Origin of the sequence: Mycobacterium sp. KBS0706, assembly GCF_005938675.2 — a bacterium.
In the GTDB taxonomy this organism is placed as follows: domain Bacteria; phylum Pseudomonadota; class Alphaproteobacteria; order DSM-16000; family Inquilinaceae; genus Inquilinus.
In genome coordinates, this window is sequence record NZ_VCCH02000031.1 from 64,099 (window position 1) to 81,467 (window position 17,369).

At 70.7% G+C, this 17,369-nt stretch carries 18 protein-coding genes; 10 read left to right on the top strand and 8 right to left on the bottom strand.

What is annotated here, in order from left to right; genetic code table 11:
• The first annotated feature begins 37 nt into the window (after positions 1-37).
• A complete protein-coding gene (locus tag FFK22_RS18310; RefSeq protein WP_221938687.1) occupies positions 38-919 on the top strand; it encodes a LysR family transcriptional regulator in 882 nt (293 codons plus the stop codon).
• 149 nt (positions 920-1,068) lie between these two features.
• On the opposite strand, the gene FFK22_RS18315 is transcribed toward FFK22_RS18310, so the two are convergent.
• Positions 1,069-1,842 (bottom strand): SDR family NAD(P)-dependent oxidoreductase, encoded by a 774-nt coding sequence (locus FFK22_RS18315; protein ID WP_138889374.1) that lies wholly within the window; start codon positions 1,840-1,842, stop codon positions 1,069-1,071.
• Positions 1,843-1,974: 132 nt separating this feature from the next.
• On the opposite strand from FFK22_RS18315, the gene FFK22_RS18320 reads away from it, so the two are divergent.
• Positions 1,975-2,580 carry a TetR/AcrR family transcriptional regulator gene (locus FFK22_RS18320; protein WP_138889375.1) on the top strand — a complete coding sequence of 202 codons (606 nt, stop codon included), beginning with the start codon at positions 1,975-1,977 and terminating at the stop codon, positions 2,578-2,580.
• A gap of 100 nt (positions 2,581-2,680) precedes the next feature.
• Positions 2,681-3,451 (top strand): hypothetical protein, encoded by a 771-nt coding sequence (locus FFK22_RS18325; protein WP_138889376.1) that lies wholly within the window; start codon positions 2,681-2,683, stop codon positions 3,449-3,451.
• Positions 3,452-3,574: 123 nt separating this feature from the next.
• Here the strand turns inward: FFK22_RS18325 and FFK22_RS18330 are convergent, their stop codons facing one another.
• Positions 3,575-3,865 carry a BolA family transcriptional regulator gene (locus FFK22_RS18330; protein ID WP_138889377.1) on the bottom strand — a complete coding sequence of 97 codons (291 nt, stop codon included), beginning with the start codon at positions 3,863-3,865 and terminating at the stop codon, positions 3,575-3,577.
• Between the two features lie 169 nt (positions 3,866-4,034).
• Between FFK22_RS18330 and FFK22_RS18335 the strand changes: the two genes are divergently transcribed.
• From FFK22_RS18335 to FFK22_RS18355, 5 genes are all read left to right on the top strand, one after another.
• Positions 4,035-4,616 carry a J domain-containing protein gene (locus tag FFK22_RS18335; RefSeq protein WP_221938688.1) on the top strand — a complete coding sequence of 194 codons (582 nt, stop codon included), beginning with the start codon at positions 4,035-4,037 and terminating at the stop codon, positions 4,614-4,616.
• A 34-nt stretch (positions 4,617-4,650) separates the two neighbouring features.
• A complete protein-coding gene (gene cobS / locus FFK22_RS18340) occupies positions 4,651-5,631 on the top strand; it encodes a cobaltochelatase subunit CobS (RefSeq protein ID WP_138889379.1) in 981 nt (326 codons plus the stop codon).
• Between the two features lie 215 nt (positions 5,632-5,846).
• On the top strand, positions 5,847-7,703 hold the full coding sequence (gene cobT, locus FFK22_RS18345) for a cobaltochelatase subunit CobT (RefSeq protein WP_138889380.1): 1,857 nt from the start codon (positions 5,847-5,849) through the stop codon (positions 7,701-7,703).
• A gap of 336 nt (positions 7,704-8,039) precedes the next feature.
• Positions 8,040-9,218, top strand: a complete 1,179-nt coding sequence (locus tag FFK22_RS18350) for a helix-turn-helix transcriptional regulator (protein ID WP_138889381.1) — start codon at positions 8,040-8,042, stop codon at positions 9,216-9,218.
• Between the two features lie 65 nt (positions 9,219-9,283).
• Positions 9,284-9,823 carry a GNAT family N-acetyltransferase gene (locus FFK22_RS18355; protein ID WP_138889382.1) on the top strand — a complete coding sequence of 180 codons (540 nt, stop codon included), beginning with the start codon at positions 9,284-9,286 and terminating at the stop codon, positions 9,821-9,823.
• On the opposite strand, the gene FFK22_RS18360 is transcribed toward FFK22_RS18355, so the two are convergent.
• Together FFK22_RS18360 and FFK22_RS18365 are read right to left on the bottom strand one after the other, a co-directional pair.
• Positions 9,820-10,302, bottom strand: a complete 483-nt coding sequence (locus FFK22_RS18360) for a GNAT family N-acetyltransferase (protein WP_186002534.1) — start codon at positions 10,300-10,302, stop codon at positions 9,820-9,822. The genes FFK22_RS18355 and FFK22_RS18360 overlap by 4 nt on opposite strands.
• Before the next feature lie 183 nt (positions 10,303-10,485).
• The gene (locus FFK22_RS18365; RefSeq protein WP_221938689.1) at positions 10,486-10,965 is read right to left on the bottom strand and encodes a hypothetical protein; all 480 of its coding nucleotides are present in this window, start codon (positions 10,963-10,965) and stop codon (positions 10,486-10,488) included.
• Between the two features lie 114 nt (positions 10,966-11,079).
• Here FFK22_RS18365 and murI point away from each other — a divergent pair, with 114 nt between their 5' ends.
• Complete coding sequence (gene murI, locus FFK22_RS18370) at positions 11,080-11,949, top strand: glutamate racemase (RefSeq protein ID WP_138889385.1); 870 nt, start codon at positions 11,080-11,082, stop codon at positions 11,947-11,949.
• 15 nt (positions 11,950-11,964) lie between these two features.
• On the opposite strand, the gene FFK22_RS18375 is transcribed toward murI, so the two are convergent.
• The 3 genes from FFK22_RS18375 to FFK22_RS18385 form a co-directional block, all read right to left on the bottom strand.
• Entirely contained in the window at positions 11,965-12,369 is a 405-nt protein-coding gene (locus FFK22_RS18375) for a fosfomycin resistance glutathione transferase (RefSeq protein WP_138889400.1), read from the bottom strand.
• A gap of 10 nt (positions 12,370-12,379) precedes the next feature.
• Positions 12,380-13,306 (bottom strand): SMP-30/gluconolactonase/LRE family protein, encoded by a 927-nt coding sequence (locus FFK22_RS18380; protein WP_138889386.1) that lies wholly within the window; start codon positions 13,304-13,306, stop codon positions 12,380-12,382.
• Between the two features lie 93 nt (positions 13,307-13,399).
• On the bottom strand, positions 13,400-14,140 hold the full coding sequence (locus FFK22_RS18385; RefSeq protein WP_138889387.1) for an SDR family oxidoreductase: 741 nt from the start codon (positions 14,138-14,140) through the stop codon (positions 13,400-13,402).
• Positions 14,141-14,250: 110 nt separating this feature from the next.
• Between FFK22_RS18385 and FFK22_RS18390 the strand changes: the two genes are divergently transcribed.
• Entirely contained in the window at positions 14,251-15,159 is a 909-nt protein-coding gene (locus tag FFK22_RS18390) for a LysR family transcriptional regulator (protein ID WP_138889388.1), read from the top strand.
• Positions 15,160-15,206: 47 nt separating this feature from the next.
• On the opposite strand, the gene FFK22_RS18395 is transcribed toward FFK22_RS18390, so the two are convergent.
• The gene (locus FFK22_RS18395; RefSeq protein ID WP_138889389.1) at positions 15,207-17,000 is read right to left on the bottom strand and encodes an ABC transporter ATP-binding protein; all 1,794 of its coding nucleotides are present in this window, start codon (positions 16,998-17,000) and stop codon (positions 15,207-15,209) included.
• Positions 17,001-17,369: the final 369 nt, after the last annotated feature.

Below are 17,369 nucleotides of genomic sequence, written 5' to 3' on the forward strand. Positions count from 1 at the left end.
AGATGGGCCATGCCGGATCGTTCGGGAATGAACGAGAATGTTCGAGATCCATGCAGTTCTGTATGATGACCGCATGGAGTGGAACGACCTGAAGGTCTTCCTGGCGATCGCGCGGGCCGGCACGCTGGGGGCCGCGGCCCGGGCGCTGGGCCAGACCCAGCCGACCATGGGACGGCGGCTGCGGGCGCTGGAGCAGGCGGTCGGCCAGGCCCTGTTCCAGCGCACCCGCGACGGCTTCGTGCTGACCGCCGAGGGCGCGGCAGTGCTGGCCCATGCCGAGCGGGTGGAGGAGGAGGCGATCGCCTTCGAGCGCCGCCTGGCCGGCCAGGGTGGCGCGCTGGAGGGGATGCTGCGGGTCTCCGCCTCCGACTGGTTCGGCGCCCGGGTGCTGGCGCCGATCCTCGCCGGCTTCACCCGCGCCCATCCCGGCGTCACGGTCGAGCTGGTGACCGATTCCCGGCTGTTCAGCCTGGCCCGGCGCGAGGCCGACCTGGTGGTGCGCATCCGCCCCTTCGACGAGCCGGAGGTGGTGCAGCGCCGGCTGACCCATGTGCCCTATGCACTCTACGCTGTCGCCGGCACCACGGAGCCGGGCGACGGCACGGGCTGCGCCCTGGTCACCATGGACACGGCGTTCGAGGCGATGCCGGACGTGGCTTGGCTGGCCCGGGCACTGCCGCGTGCCCGCGTGGCCTTCCGCAGCAACAACCGCGAAGCCCAGGCCCGTGCCTGCGCCGCCGGGGCCGGTTTCGCGGTGCTGCCCCGGCCGCTGGGCGATGCCGAGCCGGGGCTGCAGCGGATCGATCTCGGCGAGGCGCCGCCGGGCCGCGACGTCTGGGTCGGCTTCCACCGCGACCTGCGCCGCCTGGCCCGGCTGCGGGCGCTGCTCGATGCCATGGTGGAGGGGGTGGCGGGGTAATGCTGACCGTGCAGAACACCGATCCGTCATGGCGAGCCCCGAAGGGGCGCGGCCATCCAACGGCACCGCCCTCTGGATGGCCACGTCGGCTTCGCCTCCTCGCCATGACGGCTAGGGGTGGTGAGTCAGCACCAGCCCTGGGGGATCGGTCAGCCCCGATAGATCGGTGCGCCCGAGGGCGAACCCGTGGCGCCGCCGTCGACGAAGAGGTCGACGCCCTGGACGTAGCTGGAGTCGTCCGAGGCCAGGAACAGCACCGCCTTCGCCACCTCGTCGGGCTCGCCGAAGCGGCCGGCCGGGATGCCGCGGCTGATGTGTTGCACCAGCGCCGCGCGACCCTCCGGCGACGGCGCCACGGCCGACCAGATGTCGGTGTCGGTGGCGCCGGGCGAGACCACGTTCACCCGGATGCCGCGCGGCGCCAGCTCCGACGCCAGCACCTTGCCCATCGACCGGATGCCGCCCTTGCTGGCGGCATAGGCCGACCAGCCGGCTGCGCCGAGCTCGCTGTGCACCGAGCTGGTGAGGATGATCGAGGCGCCCTCCTTCAGATGCGGCAGCGCCGCCTGCACCGCGAAGAACACGCCGGTCAGGTTGACGCGGACGATCTGCTCGAACTGCTCGAAGGAGGTCTGGCCCAGCGGCGTGGTGCCGCCGATGCCGGCATTGGCGAACACGATGTCGAGCCGGCCGAAGCGTTCCACCGCCTGGGCCGCCGCCCGCTCCATCGCCGCGGCATCGGCGGTGTCGGCCTGCAGCACCAGCACGGCATCGCCCAGCTCGCGCGCCGCGGCGTCCAGCGTCTCGCGGTTGCGGCCGGTGATCGCCACCTTCGCACCCTCGGCCACGAACCGGCGGGCCGTCGCCAGGCCGATGCCGGCATTGCCGCCGGTGATCAGCGCAACCTTGTCCTGCAACCTCATCTCGGTCTCCTGCGATCCGGGCTGGCGGCGACGGCCGGTCGAGCCCATATTCTGGATGACGGTTGTCATCTCGATTGAGGAGATGATAACCGTCATCCTGATTGTCAACGACCGGCCGAGGAGAAATTTGCGATGGGCCATTCGCGCCAGGACAAGGCGGCCAGCCATGATCGCATCGTGCGCATCGCCGCCGGCCGCTTCCGCGAGGCAGGAGTCGGCGGCCTCAGCGTCGCCGAGCTGATGCAGGAGGCCGGGCTGACCCATGGCGGCTTCTACCGCCATTTCGGCTCGCGCGACGACCTGGTGGCCGAAGCGCTGGAGGAGGCCCTGGCCCAGAGCCGGGCGACCGTCGCCGCCGCGCGGGAGGCCGGCGCCGGCTACGCCGGGATCGTCGCCGAGTATCTGAGCCCGCAGCATCGCGACGCGCCCGGGCTGGGCTGCGCCGTGGCGGCCCTGGCCAGCGAGGCCGGGCGGCTGCAGGACCGGCCTCGCGAAGCCTTCACCCGGCACGTCGAGGCCAGCGTGGAGACGTTCCTGGCCCTGCTGCGGGCGAAGAACCCGGCCGCCACCCGCGCCGACGCCCTGCTGGCCATCAGCGCCCTGGCCGGCGCCGTGGCCCTGGCCCGCGCCGTGTCCGACCCGGCGCTGTCGGACGAGATCCTGCAGGGGGTCGGGGAGAAGCTGGTTGCCCTGGCTGGGCGGGACGATGGGGCGGCGAAGGGGGATGCAGCCGCGTGAAGTGGCCTGCCCCCGCCGGAACACCGCGGAGTCCCTCGGGTTCCGCCGTAAACACAATGTTCATTGCGCGGACGGCTCGTTCTCGTTCATGATATGTTCTATGAACAAGCCGCACTCCGACTCCGACCCGCAGCCCGCCGCACCGGCCTCCGCCGATGCCGAGCAGGCGGCGCGCGTGCTCGACCGGCTGGCCGAGATGGCGATGGAGCGCGCCGAGGCCCTGCATGCCGCCTCCCTCGCCGCGATCAAGGCCGGCGACGCCGCCGCGGTCAAGGACCTGGAGATCTCCCTCGACCGCATCGCCCGCGGCATCCGCCGCACCCTGGCGCTGAAGCTCCACTTCGCCCAGAAGCGCCAGGAGATCGCGCAGAAGGCGGCCGCTCATGCCCGCGACCGGGCCGAGGAGAAGACCCAGCGCCGCCGCCAGGTGGCCCGCGCCGTTTCCTGCTCGATCGGCGGCGACGACTCGGTCGACGCCAAGAAGGGCGAGGCGCTGCTGGCCGATCTGTGGGAGCGGCTGATCGAGGATGAGGAGATCGACGCCGCCCTCGCTCTCGCCGGGCATCCGCTTGAGGAGATCGTCATCCATCTCTGCCGCGACATGGGCATCCATCCGGACCCGGCCTGGCTGAACCCCGACTATTCCGGCACCAACTGGTCCTATGGCCGCGAGGCGGAGGACGACGAGCCTGAACCGGAAGCGGAACCGAAACCGGGATCGGAATCGGGAATGTGGCCCGAGACCGGCCCGGAAGCGGGCAGGTACTTCTACTTCAAGGGCAGCCGGAAAATCCCTCCCGGCTGGATCGACCTCTTCACCGAGAAGCGGCTCGACCGCCCGCCCTGGGAGCTGAAACGGCGCGGCCGCTGAGGGCCGCCGCGCGCCCACCATCCTTTGCCGTCACCAGCCGGCCCAGCCTTCCACTCTCCCCCTCCCCTTGTGGGAGGGGGCAAGGGGGAGGGGTCTGCGCGCGTCCGCGCGACAGAGCCGGCGTCAGCCGCGCGCGCCCGCCTTCTCGGCCTCCGCCGGGGTCCGGGTGGTCAGCGACAGGGCGTGCACCCGGTCCTGCAGCTCGGCCGCCAGCAGGTCGTAGACCAGGCGCTGGCGCTCGACCCTGGACTTGCCGGCGAAGGCGTCGGCCACGATCAGCACCCGGAAATGGCTTTCGCCGCGGCCGTCATGCCCGGCGTGGCCGGCATGGCGGTGGCTGTCGTCGATGATCTCGAGCTGGGCCGGGGCCAGCGCCTGCTCGATCTTACGGCGCATGCTGTCGGCGATCTGCATCGGTCTGTCCTCCATCCGGCTCCCGGTGATAGCAGAGGCGGCGCCGCGGCGGGAGGCTTGGCATCCTATATTCGCGCGTGACGCAAGTCCCGATGCTGCGACACGAGGGCAGGGCAGATTTCCGCCGGCTCGGCTTGTCAGGCGAATGAGCCCTCCCCATACTCGCAGCATGGCCACCGCCAACCGCAGAGAGTACCGGGCATTTGAGGAGCCGGCGCCGGCAACGCGCCGCTGCGACCACCCGGACTGTGCCTGCGCCGGGGAGTTCCGGGCGCCGAAATCGCGGCAGCATCTGAACGACTACTGGTGGTTCTGCCTGGAGCATGTGCGGGAATACAACCGCGCCTGGAACTACTACCAGGGCATGAGCGCCGACCAGATCGAGCGCGAGGCCCGGCGCGACACGGTGTGGGACCGGCCGACCTGGCCGATGGGCAGCTGGCGGGCCGAGCAGCGGCTGCGCAGCCGGATCTATCGGAGCTTCGCCGAGGGCGTGGGCGACAACCCGTTCCACGCCGGCCGCGAGGCGCAGGAGGAGGCGAAGCAGGGCCGCCCCCTGACCGAGCATGAAAGCGCGATGAAGACGCTCGAGCTGGCCCATCCCTTGGATCTGAAAACCCTCAAGGCCCGTTACAAGGCCCTTGTCAAACTGCATCACCCGGACGCCAATGGCGGAAGCCGCGACGCCGAGGAGAAGTTCAAGACCATCAACCACGCCTACAGCGTGCTGAAGGCCGGCTTCGCCTCGTGACCCGATACTCTGGAACTTGGACTTCGACTGGATCATGAGCGCTGACACCTCCACGACGCTGCCCGACATCAAGGTGTCCGTCCGGCAGACCTTCGGCATCGACAGCGACCTGCAGGTGCCCGCCTTCTCCTCCGCGACGCCGCATGTGCCGGATGTCGACAGCGCCTACCGCTTCGACCGCGACACCACCATGGCCATCCTGGCCGGCTTCGCCCACAACCGGCGGGTGATGATCCAGGGCTATCACGGCACCGGCAAGTCGACCCATATCGAGCAGGTCGCGGCCCGGCTGAACTGGCCCTGCGTGCGCGTCAACCTGGACAGCCACATCAGCCGCATCGACCTGGTCGGCAAGGACGCCATCGTGCTGCGCGACGGCAAGCAGGTGACCGAGTTCCGCGAGGGCATCCTGCCCTGGGCGCTGCAGAACCCCTGCGCCATCGTGTTCGATGAATACGACGCCGGCCGGCCGGACGTGATGTTCGTGATCCAGCGCGTGCTGGAGGTCGAGGGCAAGCTGACCCTTCTCGACCAGAACCGGGTGATCAAGCCGCACCCGGCCTTCCGCATCTTCTCCACCGCCAACACCGTCGGCCTGGGCGACACCACCGGCCTGTATCACGGCACCCAGCAGATCAACCAGGGCCAGATGGACCGCTGGTCGATCGTCGCCACGCTGAACTACCTGCCGCATGACGCCGAGGTCGAGATCGTCCTGGCCAAGGTGCCGGACTTCGACACGGAGGAAGGCCGCACCAAGATCAACGCCATGGTCCGCCTGGCCGACCTGACCCGCGCCGGCTTCATCGGCGGCGACATCTCCACCGTGATGTCGCCGCGCACGGTGATCACCTGGGCCGAGAATGCGCGCATCTTCGGCGATGTCGGCTTCGCTTTCCGCCTGACCTTCCTGAACAAATGCGACGAGGTCGAGCGCTCGACCGTGGCCGAGTACTACCAGCGCTGCTTCGGCACCGAGCTGCCGGAAAGCGGCGTCCGCGCCCATCTGGCGTGACGGTTCGAGGGTGGCGGCGCCGGTTCCGCCCCCTCACCCGGAAATCCTGACGGATTTCCGACCTCTCCCCAAGGAGAGGTATAGAGCGGCGCCCCCTTCCCCTCTCCTCGGGGAGAGGGAGGGGCCCGGCCGAAGGCCGGGAGGGTGAGGGGGAGCCGCCCTGAGACTGAAGACGGAGCCGACCGGTCTGCCGGACGGCGGAGACGAAGCAGGCGATGCCCCAGGACGACAGCCCGATCGAGGTGTTCAAGCGCGCCACCACGGCGACGGTGCGGGCCATCGCCGAGCGGCCCGACATCACCGTGGCCTATTCCAGCGAGCCGGCCGGCGTCGCCGGCACCCGCGCCCGGCTGCCGCAGCCCTCGCGCCTGCTGACCTCGGCCGAGGTCGCCAAGGTGCGCGGCGCCGCCGATGCCGTGGCGCTGCGCCTGCGTCACCACAACGCCAAGGTCCATGCCGCCCGCATGCCGCAGGGCGACGTCGCCCGTGCCGCCTTCGAGGCGCTGGAGCAGGCGCGCTGCGAGGCGATCGGCGCCACCCAGATGGCCGGCGTCGCCGGCAACCTGGCGGCGGCGCTGGACGACCGCTTCAAGCGCCAGGGGCTGGACCGCGTCACCGAGCGCGAGCAGGTGCCGCTGGCCGAGGCGGTGCGGCTGGCCGCGCGCGAGGCGATGACCGGCGAGAAGCCGCCGCCCAATGCCCGCCACGCCGCCGAGCTGTGGCGGTCCTGGCTGGAGAGCCGCATCGGCCGCTCGCTGCACGAGCTGGCCGACGCCATGGACGACCAGGAATCCTACGCCCGCTGCGCCAAGCACCTGCTGGCCGAGCTCGACGTCGAGATCGGCCAGGAGGACGAGACGCAGGAGGACGAGGACGGCGAGGACGACGACAAGGCCGATGGCGAGCAGCCGGAGGAGCAGGGCCGCGAGGGCGAGCAGGTCAGCGCCGAGGCCGACGACAGCGACAGCGATCCGGAGAGCGGCGACGAGACCGACGCCGAGGGCGCCCAGCAGGAGGAGGCGTCGGACGACGCCGACGAGTTCTCGACCGAGGACACCGAGTCGCCGGGCCAGCCCTGGCGCGACGACCAGACCGGCGCGCTGGACCCGCACGGGCTGAACTACAAGGCCTTCACCACCCAGTTCGACGAGATGGTGGCGGCCGAGGACCTGTGCGACGCCGACGAGCTGTCGCGGCTGCGGCTGATGCTGGACCAGCAGCTGCAGCATTTGCAGGGCGTGATCGCCAAGCTGGCCAACCGGCTGCAGCGCAAGCTGATGGCCAAGCAGACCCGGTCCTGGGACTTCGATCTGGAGGAAGGCATCCTCGACGCCGCCCGCCTCGCCCGGGTGGTGATCAACCCGCTGACGCCGCTGTCCTTCAAGATGGAGCAGGACACCGATTTCCGCGACACGGTCGTGACCCTGCTGATCGACAATTCCGGATCGATGCGCGGCCGGCCGATCACCATCGCCGCGATCGCCGCCGACATCCTGGCGCGGACGCTGGAGCGCTGCGGCGTCAAGGTCGAGATCCTCGGCTTCACCACCCGCGCCTGGAAGGGCGGCATGGCGCGCGAGCGCTGGATCCAGCAGAGCAAGCCGCAGAATCCCGGCCGGCTGAACGACCTGCGCCACATCATCTACAAATCCGCCGACGCGCCGTGGCGCCGGGCCCGCAAGAATCTCGGCCTGATGCTGCGCGAGGGCGTGCTGAAGGAGAACATCGACGGCGAGGCGCTGCTGTGGGCGCACAACCGCATCGTCGGCCGGCAGGAGCAGCGGCGCATCCTGATGGTGATCTCCGACGGCGCCCCGGTCGACGATTCGACCCTGTCGGTCAATCCCGGCAACTATCTCGAGCGGCACCTGAAGCAGGTGATCGAATACATCGAGCGCTGGTCGCCGGTGGAGCTGGTGGCGATCGGCATCGGCCATGACGTGACCCGCTACTACCGCCGCGCCGTCACCATCGTCGATGCCGAGCAGCTGGGCGGCACCATGATCGACAAGCTGGCCGAGCTGTTCGACGAGGAGCCGAAGAAGGCCGTCACGATGCGCCGGGCCAGCTGAGTTCAGCCGGCCCGAGGTTTTCCGTCATCCGTTCGCGCCGAGCGCCCTGGCCTTGCCGCCACGTCTCCACACCGATGCCATAATAAAAGTGCTCTGATGGCATCGTGAAAAACACGGTATGATCCTTCCGAGCGAGGAAGACGTTCGCGGCATTGCCGCGATGTCGTCCTCGTGGGATCGGTGTTGTTTAAGAATCGGCGGCTCGACTAGCGGCGTATTTTCCTGTTCTAGGATATTTTGGAGCGCGGGAATGCCGGTGTTCCATGATCGACTTGTGGGCGGCACGCAGACGGGGGTTGGCTTCGATCCGTCGTACCATAGGAAAGGGTCGGCCGGGTGAGCGCGGGCGCGCAGGCGATCCTCCGGACCGTGCAGCGGATCTACGACGCTGCGATGGAGCCGCAGGACTGGCCGCACTGCCTGGACTCGGTGCGCGACCTGGTCGGCGGCTCGCACGCCGTGTTCACCACCACGACCGACGACCGGGTCCAGCTCTCCACCTGCTCCCGGATGGATGTGCTGCAGCATGGCGACCGCTGCGACCAGATCCTGCACAGCGATTTCTGGGCCGAGCAGATGCGGCGGTTCCCGACCGGCGCCACCCGCACCCAGTCTTCCATGGTGCCGGTCCAGGACTATGAGCGGACGGATTTCTATCAGCAGCTGATCCGGCCGATCGGCGGCGGCCTGGCGGCGGTGGCGGTGCCGTGGCGCGGCACGTCCGGCTGGTCGGCGATCCGCGTCTGCCGGCCGCTGGACGAGCGCGATTTCGGCGCCGAGGAGCTGAACCGGCTGCAGGCCCTGGTGCCGCATCTGGCCAAGGCCGGCAAGCTGAACCGCAGGCTGGCCAGCGTCGACCCCTGCGCCACCGGCGCCCTGGCCGCGATCGACGCGCTGGGCCTCGGCCTGATCCTGCTGGACCGGCACGGCCGGCCGGCCTATCGCAACGAGCGCGCCGAGGCGCTGATCGCGGCGCGCGACGGGCTGCTGGCCGACGCCTACGGCATCGCCACCACCCTGCCGGCGCAGACCCGGGCGCTGCACCAGGCGATCACCGCGGCGATGCTGCTGGCCGGCGGCCCGGACACCGCAGATGACGCGCTGAACCGTGCCGCCGCCGCGGTGCTGCGCATCCCGGTATCGCGGCGTCCTCCGAACGGACCGCTGATCCTGACCGTGATCCCGGCCCCCGCACCCGACCGCGGCGCGGTTCCCGGCGAGCCGGGCGCAGTGGCGGTGCTGATCTCCGACCCCGACCGGCGCAGCCGCATCGACACCGCCGGCCTTGCCAGCGCCTACGGCCTGACCCGGCGCGAATCCGACCTGGCGGCGCTGATCGCCGGCGGCCTCGGGCCGGCCGAGGCGGCGGAGAGCCTGGGCATCTCGATCGGCACCGCCCGCCACTATCTGAAGCAGGTGTTCGAGAAGACCGAGACGCACCGGCAGGCCGAGCTGGTGCGCCTGCTGCTGCACAGCTTCGCCGCCCCCGACATCGGCACCGCGGCGGAACGCTGAGCGGCCGGCTTGACCGGCCGGCCGGGATCGGGCCTGCTGCGCCCCTTCGCTTCAGGAGACGCGCGATGCCCGAACCGGTGCTGGAGACCGCCCGGCTGATCCTGCGCCCACCCCGGGCCGAGGATTTCGACGACTGGGCCGGCATGATGGCGGAGCCCGAGACCGCCCAGTTCCTCGGCGGCGTCCAACTGCGCACCGTGGCGTGGCGCGGCTTCGTCATGGTCGCGGGCGCCTGGGCGGTGCAGGGCTTTGCCATGTTCTCGGTGATCGAGAGGGCGACCGAGCGCTGGATCGGCCGCCTCGGCCCCTGGCAGCCGGAGGGCTGGCCCGGCACCGAGATCGGCTGGGGCCTATCCCGCGCCGCCTGGGGCAAGGGCTACGCCACCGAAGGCGCCGCGGCGACGATCGACTGGGCCTTCGACCGCCTCGGCTGGACCGAGGTGATCCACTGCATCGCGCCGGAGAACGAACCGTCCAAGGCGGTGGCGCGCCGGCTGGGCTCGCGCTTACGCGGCCTGGACCGGCTGCCGGCGCCGATCGACACCAAGGTCGAGATCTGGGGCCAGACCCGCGAGGAGTGGCACGGCCGGGCGCAGCCCCGTTAGGGCGGCGCGACGGGCTTGCTCAGGCGGCGGGTGGTCGGCGCGAAGCCGGCCGCCTCGTAGCAGGCGACCGCCCCGGCGTTGAACTCCCAGACGCCGAGCTCGAGGCTGGCGATGCCGCGGCCGCGCGCCCAGTCCTCGGCATGGCGCAGCAGCAGCCCGGCGATGCCGCGGCGGCGATGGCCCGGCATCACCACCAGATTGTCGACCTCGGCGATGCGGCGCTCCGGCCGGACCGGATTGGCCGCGACCGTCTTCTCGACCAGCGTGGCCAGGCCGGCCAGGGCGCCGCCATCCTCGGCGACCAGGATGGTGCTGTCCGGCCCCGCGATCAGTCCGGCGATCAGCTCCGGGCTGCGCGCCGGCCCTTCGGGCTCGACGAAGACATCGGGCCGGATCTCGCGGTGGAAGCGGTCGAGTTCGGCGAACAGGACGCAGAGCGCGCCGTGCTCGTCCGGGCGGGCCGGGCGGATGATGGGCATGTCGGGTCTCCTGGTGGCGCCGCGCGGCCCCGGAGACCCCACATGGAAATGCCGCCGGAACCGGCGGCATGGGATCGGCATGAAACATCGTCCCCGCCGCCTCAGAAGGGCGGGGCACCGTATCGCGGAGCGGGGCGAGGACGACGGATCATGCCGACAGGCTATCGGCGGGCCGGGTCGCGGTCAACGGCGCTGCAGCGCCTCGGCGATGGCGGCGGCCGCCTGGTCCGGGGTCAGCCCGGCATTGTCGAGGACGAGGTTGGAGAAGGCGGGGCCGGCATAACCTTCCGCATACATCTCGACGATCCGGTCGCGCTCCTCCGCCGACAGCGTCCGGCCGCCGCGATCGGCCAGCGCCACCGCGATCGGCGGCGCCAGCGTCGCCGTGAACAGCCGCGCCCCGCGCCGGCCCGCCGCCGCGGCCAGGCGGGCGTGATCCAGCGGCCGCAGCGGGTAGGCGATCACCAGGTCGCCCGTGGCGGCGGCGATCAGCGCCTCGATCCGCGCCAGGGCGGCGGCGATGGTGGCATCGAGGCCGATGCCATCCGGCGCGCCGTGATCGTCGCCCTCGACGAAGGCGGCGCCGGGCAGCAGGGCGGCGAGGCGCCGCCCCACCGTCGACTTGCCGGCGTTGATCGGCCCGTTGATGCAGATGATGTCCATAGCCTGCAGCCTGCCCGTTGCCTCGCGGTGTTACCCTCTGCCGGCCCGACGGCCAATTGCCTTGAGAATGCCCCCGAGATCCGGTACCGCCAGGACAGCGCCACGGGGATGCGGATGATCGGGGTTTTCGATTCGGGACATGGCGGGCTGACGGTGTTGCAGGCGCTGACCCGGCACCTGCCGCAGCAGCGCTTCCTCTATCTCGGCGACCACGGCCACGCCCCCTACGGCAACCGCGAGCCGGAGGAGATCTACCGCTTGACCGTCGCGGCGGTGGAGACGCTGTTCGGCCTCGGCTGCCGGCTGGTGGTCCTGGCCTGCAACACGGCCGCGGCCACCGGGCTGCGCCGGCTGCAGCAGGGCTGGCTGCCGCAGCACCATCCGGACCGGCGGGTGATCGGCGTGCTGGTGCCGATGGTGGAGGCGATCACCGGCGTGCCCTGGATGGCCGACATCCGCACCGGCCGGCATCGCGGCGAGCCGCGCACCGTCGCCATCTTCGCCACCCGCCACACGGTGCGGACCGGCGCCTTCGTCGAGGAGATCGGCAAGCGCGCGCCGGAGATCACCGTGGTGCAGCAAGCCTGCCCAGTGCTGGTGACGCTGATCGAGCGGGCGGCGCCGGAGGCGGTGCTGCGCCGCGCCGTGCGGCGCTATGCGGCGCTGCTGATGCGGCAGCTGCAAGGCGTGCCGCCGGATGCGGTGATCCTGGGCTGCACCCATTACCCCCTGGTCGCCGACCTGTTCGCCGAGGCCTTGCCGCAGGGGGTGGAGGTGCTGTCGCAGCCCGACATCACCGCCCGCAGCCTGAAGGCCTATCTGCAGCGCCACCCGGAATTCGACACCGCCGGCGGGGCGGAAGCATCGCCGCTGTTCTTCACCACCGGGGATGCGGGGCAGGTCTCCGCCCTCGCCACCCGCTTCTACGGCCGCCCGGCGCTGTTCCAGCCGAGCGGAGCGGAGGCGCTGGCTGTGGCGCGGTAGGGCCGCGCCGCCAGCCTAGAAGAACTCGATCCCATCCTCCCATGGGTTGTCCCGCATCGACTGCAGACGTGTCCGCCAGTCGCCATCGTGGATCTCGAGCTTGTGACCGTCCGGGTCGAGGAAATAGACCGACGGTCCCTCGGTCCGGTTGAGGCGCCAGATCGGAGCGCCGCGGTCCGCCAGCCGCTTGGAGCAGGCGGCGAAATCGGCGACGCTGAAAGCGATATGGGTGTAGTCGGGATGGGGCGACGACCGCGTCTTCTCGTCCACGCTGAGGCAGAACCAGAGATCCCCGGCCAGCAGATAGGCGCCGCGGCTCCATCTCGCCAAGGGCTTCAGCCCCAGTACATCGACATAGAACCGGAACGATCTCTCGACGTCGCTGATGGCAAGGGTGACGTGGTTGATGCCGGTGACCACGGGGCTCACCTCATCGAACATACGCCAGCGCGCAGCCGGGCTCCGGCCACTCCATCGCGGCCAGCCGCCCGGTGCCGGACAAGGTGATGTAGGCGGTCTTCCGATCCGGCCCGCCGAAGCAGATATTGGTCACGATCGGGTCGTCCGGCAGCATCACCTGGTCCAGCACGGTGCCGTCCGGGGCGATCACGGTGATGCAGCCGGTGATCAGCGTGGCGACGCAGATGTTGCCCCGGGCATCGACGGCCATGCTGTCGAAGCGCTGGTAGCCGGGCAGGCCGCAGACCAGACGGCCGCCATGCGGCGACGGGAACGGGTGGCGCGTCGGCCGCCCCGGTTCCTCCAGGTCGAAGGCCCACAGCCGCCCGGTCTCTGTCTCCGAGACGTATACGACTGAGTCGTCCGGCGACAGGCCGACGCCGTTCGGCATCTCCATCGGATAGGCAACCTCGACGATGCGCGAGCCGTCGAACAAGGCATAGTACAGCCCGCCATAGTCCCGCTCGCGCTCGCGATGCTTGCCGTAATCGGTGAAGTAGAAGCCGCCGGAGCGGTCGAAGACGATGTCGTTCGGGCCGCACAGCGGATGGTCGCCGCAACGGTCATAGAGAGTGCGGACCTCGCCGGTGGCAGGGTCGAGGCGTTCGATCCGGCCGCTGGTGTAGCGCGGATGCACGCCCCGGCGCATCCGGTTGTAGCCGCCGTCGTGGTGGAACAGGAAGCCGCCGTTGTTGCAGACATAGAGCGCGCCGTCCGGCCCGACCGCGAGCCCGTTCGGGCCGCCGCCGAGCTGCGCCACCACCTCGACCGCACCGTCCGGCCGGGCCCGGCTGACGGTCTCGCGCTGGATCTCGACCAGCAGGACGGAGCCGTCGGCCTCCGCCACCGGCCCCTCGGGGAACTGCAGCCCACTGGCGACGATGCGGATCTCGGGCATGGTTCCTCCGTCGGATCGGCCCGGACCGGGCGCGGCTTTTCGGTGCGCCACGATACCGCCGCAGCCGGTCCCGTCCAGGCCGATCTGGCCGGCTCAGACCAGGCCGCCATTGGCGCGCAGCACCTGGCCGTTGACCCAGCCGCCCTCCGGGCCGGCCAGGAAGGCCACGACACCGGCGATGTCCTCCGGCGTGCCCAGCCGCTCCAGCGGCACCATCTTGGCGAAGCGTTCGACCAGCTCCGGCGACTTGCCGTGGAAGAACAGCTCGGTGCCGACCGGGCCGGGGGCCACGGCGTTGACGGTGATCAACCGGCCGCGCAGCTCTTTCGCCAGGATGCCGGTCAGGGTCTCCACCGCGGCCTTGGTCGCGGTGTAGACGCCGTAGGTCTCCAGCCTGGTGCCGACGACGCTGGTCGAAATGCTGACGATCCGGCCGCCGTCGCGCAGCCGCTTCGCGGCCTCGCGCAGCACGTTGAAGGTGCCCTTCAGATTGATCGCGACCGTCCGGTCGAACAGCGCGTCGTCGGTGTCGGCGATCCGCGCCAGCTGCATGATGCCGGCATTGTTCACCACCACGTCGACGCCGCCGAGGGCGGTTTCGGCCGCCTCGAACATGCGGCGCACCGCGGCGGGGTCGGCGACGTCGGCCTGGGCGGTCAGGGCCCGGCCGCCCGCCTGCTCGATGCTGCGGGCCAGGGCCTCGGCGGCCTCGGCATTGCCGGCGTAGTTGACGACGACGGTGAAGCCGTCCCGGGCGAGCCGTTCGGCGATCGCGGCGCCGATGCCGCGCGAGGCGCCGGTGACGATCGCGACCTGGTTGTTCCGTTCGCCCATCTTGTCCTCCTCCTCGACCATCATGTCGGTGGCGGAAAGATGGACCTTATCGGTTTCCGGATAATCTGCTTTGATCAGGCATCATCGTTCGGAAATCAGGAACAACAGGCATGGACCGGCTGGATGCGATGCGGCTGTTCCTGCGGGTGGTCGAGCGGCGCAGCTTCTCGCTCGCGGCGCAGGATCTCGGCCTGCCACGCTCGACCGCCACCGAGGGGGTCAAGCAGCTGGAGGCACGGCTGGGCGTGCGGCTGTTGCAGCGGACCACCCGGCAGGTCCGCCCGACGCTGGACGGCGAGGCCTATTACCAGCGCTGCCTGTCGATCCTGGCGGATATCGAGGAGGCCGAGGCTGCCTTCACCGGCGCGAAGCCGAAGGGGCTGCTGCGGGTGAACGTGCACGGCATCCTGGCCCGGTCCTTCATGATGCCGGGCCTGCCGCGGTTCCTGGCGGACTACCCGGACATCAAGCTGCATTTCGGCGAGGGCGACCGCTTCGTCGACCTGGTGCGCGAGGGCGTGGACTGCGTGCTGCGGGTCGGTCAGCCGGCCGACAGCTCGCTGGTCGGGCGGCGGATCGCGGTGCTGGCCGAGAGCACCTTCGCCAGCCCGACCTATCTGGAACGGTTCGGCGTGCCGCGCAGTCCGGGCGACCTCGACGGCCACCGCATGGTCGGCTTCCTGTCCTCCGCCACCGGCGCACTGCTGCCGCTGGAGTTCACGGTCGACGGCGCCCGGCGCGAGGTGACGCTGCCGGTGACGGTGTCGGCGGCAGGCGCCGAGATCTACTTCGCCGCCGGCCGGCTGGGGCTGGGGCTGATCCAGCTGCCGCGCTACCGCCTGCTGGAGGACATGGCGGCCGGCACCATGATCGAGGTGCTGGCCGACACGCCGCCGGCCCCCGCACCGGTCTATGTGCTGTACCCGCACAGCCGGCAGCTGTCGCCCCGGGTCCGGGTGTTCATCGACTGGCTGGCGGCGGAGTTCGCGGCCCGCCTGCCGTCAGCGGTGGGCGGCTAGGACGGTTGGAGGCGGCTTACGCCGCCTCTCCGTCGATTGGAGGCGGCTTACGCCGCCTCCTGGCCGTCGATCAGCCCCATCGCCTGGTGCTCGAACAGCTCGCGATAATGGCCGCCCTCGCGCTTCACCAGCTCGGCATGGGTGCCCTGCTCGACGATCCGGCCGCGGTCGAACACCAGGATGCGGTCGACCTTCTGCACGGTCGACAGCCGGTGCGCGACGATGATCGTGGTGCGGCCGACGATCAGCTTCTCCACCGCCGCCTGGATCAGCGATTCCGACACGCTGTCCAGGCTGGACGTCGCCTCGTCCAGGATCAGGACCGGGGCGTCGGCCAGGATGGCGCGGGCCAGGGCGACGCGCTGGCGCTCGCCGCCAGACAGCTTCACCCCGCGCTCACCGACCAGTGTCTCGTAGCCCTGCGGCAGGCGGGCGATGAAATCGTGGGCATAGGCTTGGCGCGCCGCGTCGACGATCTGCTCCATCGTCGCGTCGGGCCGGCCATAGGCGATGTTCTCCGCCAGCGAGCGGTGGAACAGCACCGGCTCCTGCGGCACCAGGGCGATCTGGCGGCGCAGGCTCTCCTGCGTCACCCCGGCGACGTCCTGGCCGTCGATGCGGATGGCGCCGCCGTTCAGGTCGTACAGCCGCTGCACCAGCTTGACGAAGGTGCTCTTGCCGCTGCCGGAATGGCCGACCAGGCCGATCCGCTCGCCCGGGGCGATGGTCAGGGTGAAGCCGTCATAGATCGGCTCCCGCTGCCCCTGGTAGCGGAAGGTGACGGCGTCGAAGTCGATGCGGCCGGCCTCGACCGCGATCTCCGGCGCCGCCGGCCGGTCCTCGACCCCGAGCGGCTGGTCCATGAAGTCGACCAGCTCCTCCATGTCGTTGACCGCACGCTGCAGGTTGCGGACATGCATGCCGACGCCGCGCAGATAGCCGTGGATCAGGGCGTAAGTGCCGAGGATGTAGGTGATGTCGCCCGGCGTCGCCATGCCGCGGCCCCACAGCCACAGGCCGATGCCCAGCACCATGCCGTTCAGCGCCACCATCAGCAGGTTCTGGGTGGTGCCGGAATTGGTGCCGCGATGCCAGGTGCGGATGGTGCGCTGGCGCCAGATCTCGACCGTGCGGGCGATGAAGGCATCCTCGCGCCGCTCGGCGCCGAAGGTCTTCACCACCGCGTTGCAGCCGATCGAATCGGCCAGGTTGCCGCCCAGCTTCGAGTCCATCTCGTTGGCCAGCCGCGCCGCCGGGGCGACGTAGCGCAGCACCAGCACCAGGCTGACCAGCAGGAACAGGGCGACGCCGCACGCCACCGCCGCCCCCATCATCGGCCAGCGCGCCGCCAGGAGCGCGGTGGCGCCGAGCAGCACCAGGATCGATGGCAGCAGTTCGACCAGGATCACGTCGTTCAGCAGGTCCATCGCCCAGGTGCCGCGGTTGATCTTGCGGACGGTGGCGCCGGCGAAGCTGTTGGCGTGCCAGTCGGTGGAGAAGCGCTGGACGCGCCAGAACGCCTCCTGCGTCATCGCCTGCATGACCCGCGTGGTCAGCCGGATGATGGCGCGGAACACCGTGTCGCGCAGCGCCACATAGACGATGCCGAGCCCGACGATGGTCAGCAGCGCCTGCAGCGCCGCGTCGTAGCCGCCGGGGCCGGAGGCGATGGCGTCGACCATGTGGCCGGCGAACACCGGCAGCACGACGTCGATGCCGGTCGAGGCCAGCACGCCGCCGACCGCGGCCGTGATCGGCAGCGGGTGACGGCGCCAATGGCCGCAGCTGAAGCGCAGCACGCGCAGCAGAGGATTCTGGTTGTTGGTCTGGTCTGGCGCCACGGTCGTTCCGACACCGCCGAAGCGGCATCCTCCCGGCTGAACGGTTCAAGCGAATCGGCGAGGACGAGGCCCGGTGCCGACGGCGAACTGAGGGTTTCGGGGCGGGGCGCCCGGGCGGTGCAGGCCCGTTGGCGTCCTCGGCGAGGATCCGGCGGCCCCCGGGGCCAGACCAGCCGGGAGCGCGGAGGCGGACCTACCTAATGACGGAGGTCCGGGGAGCTGACGATGCGTGGCGATGTCACTGCAACTCCCCTCTGCCGTTGTTGGACGCCGTTCAACCCGCCACGACGGACGGGAGGTTCTTGATACCAGCGACAGAATGTTTCGGCAAGCCGCGATGGGAAGACTGTCGGGCCGACGAGGGCCTAA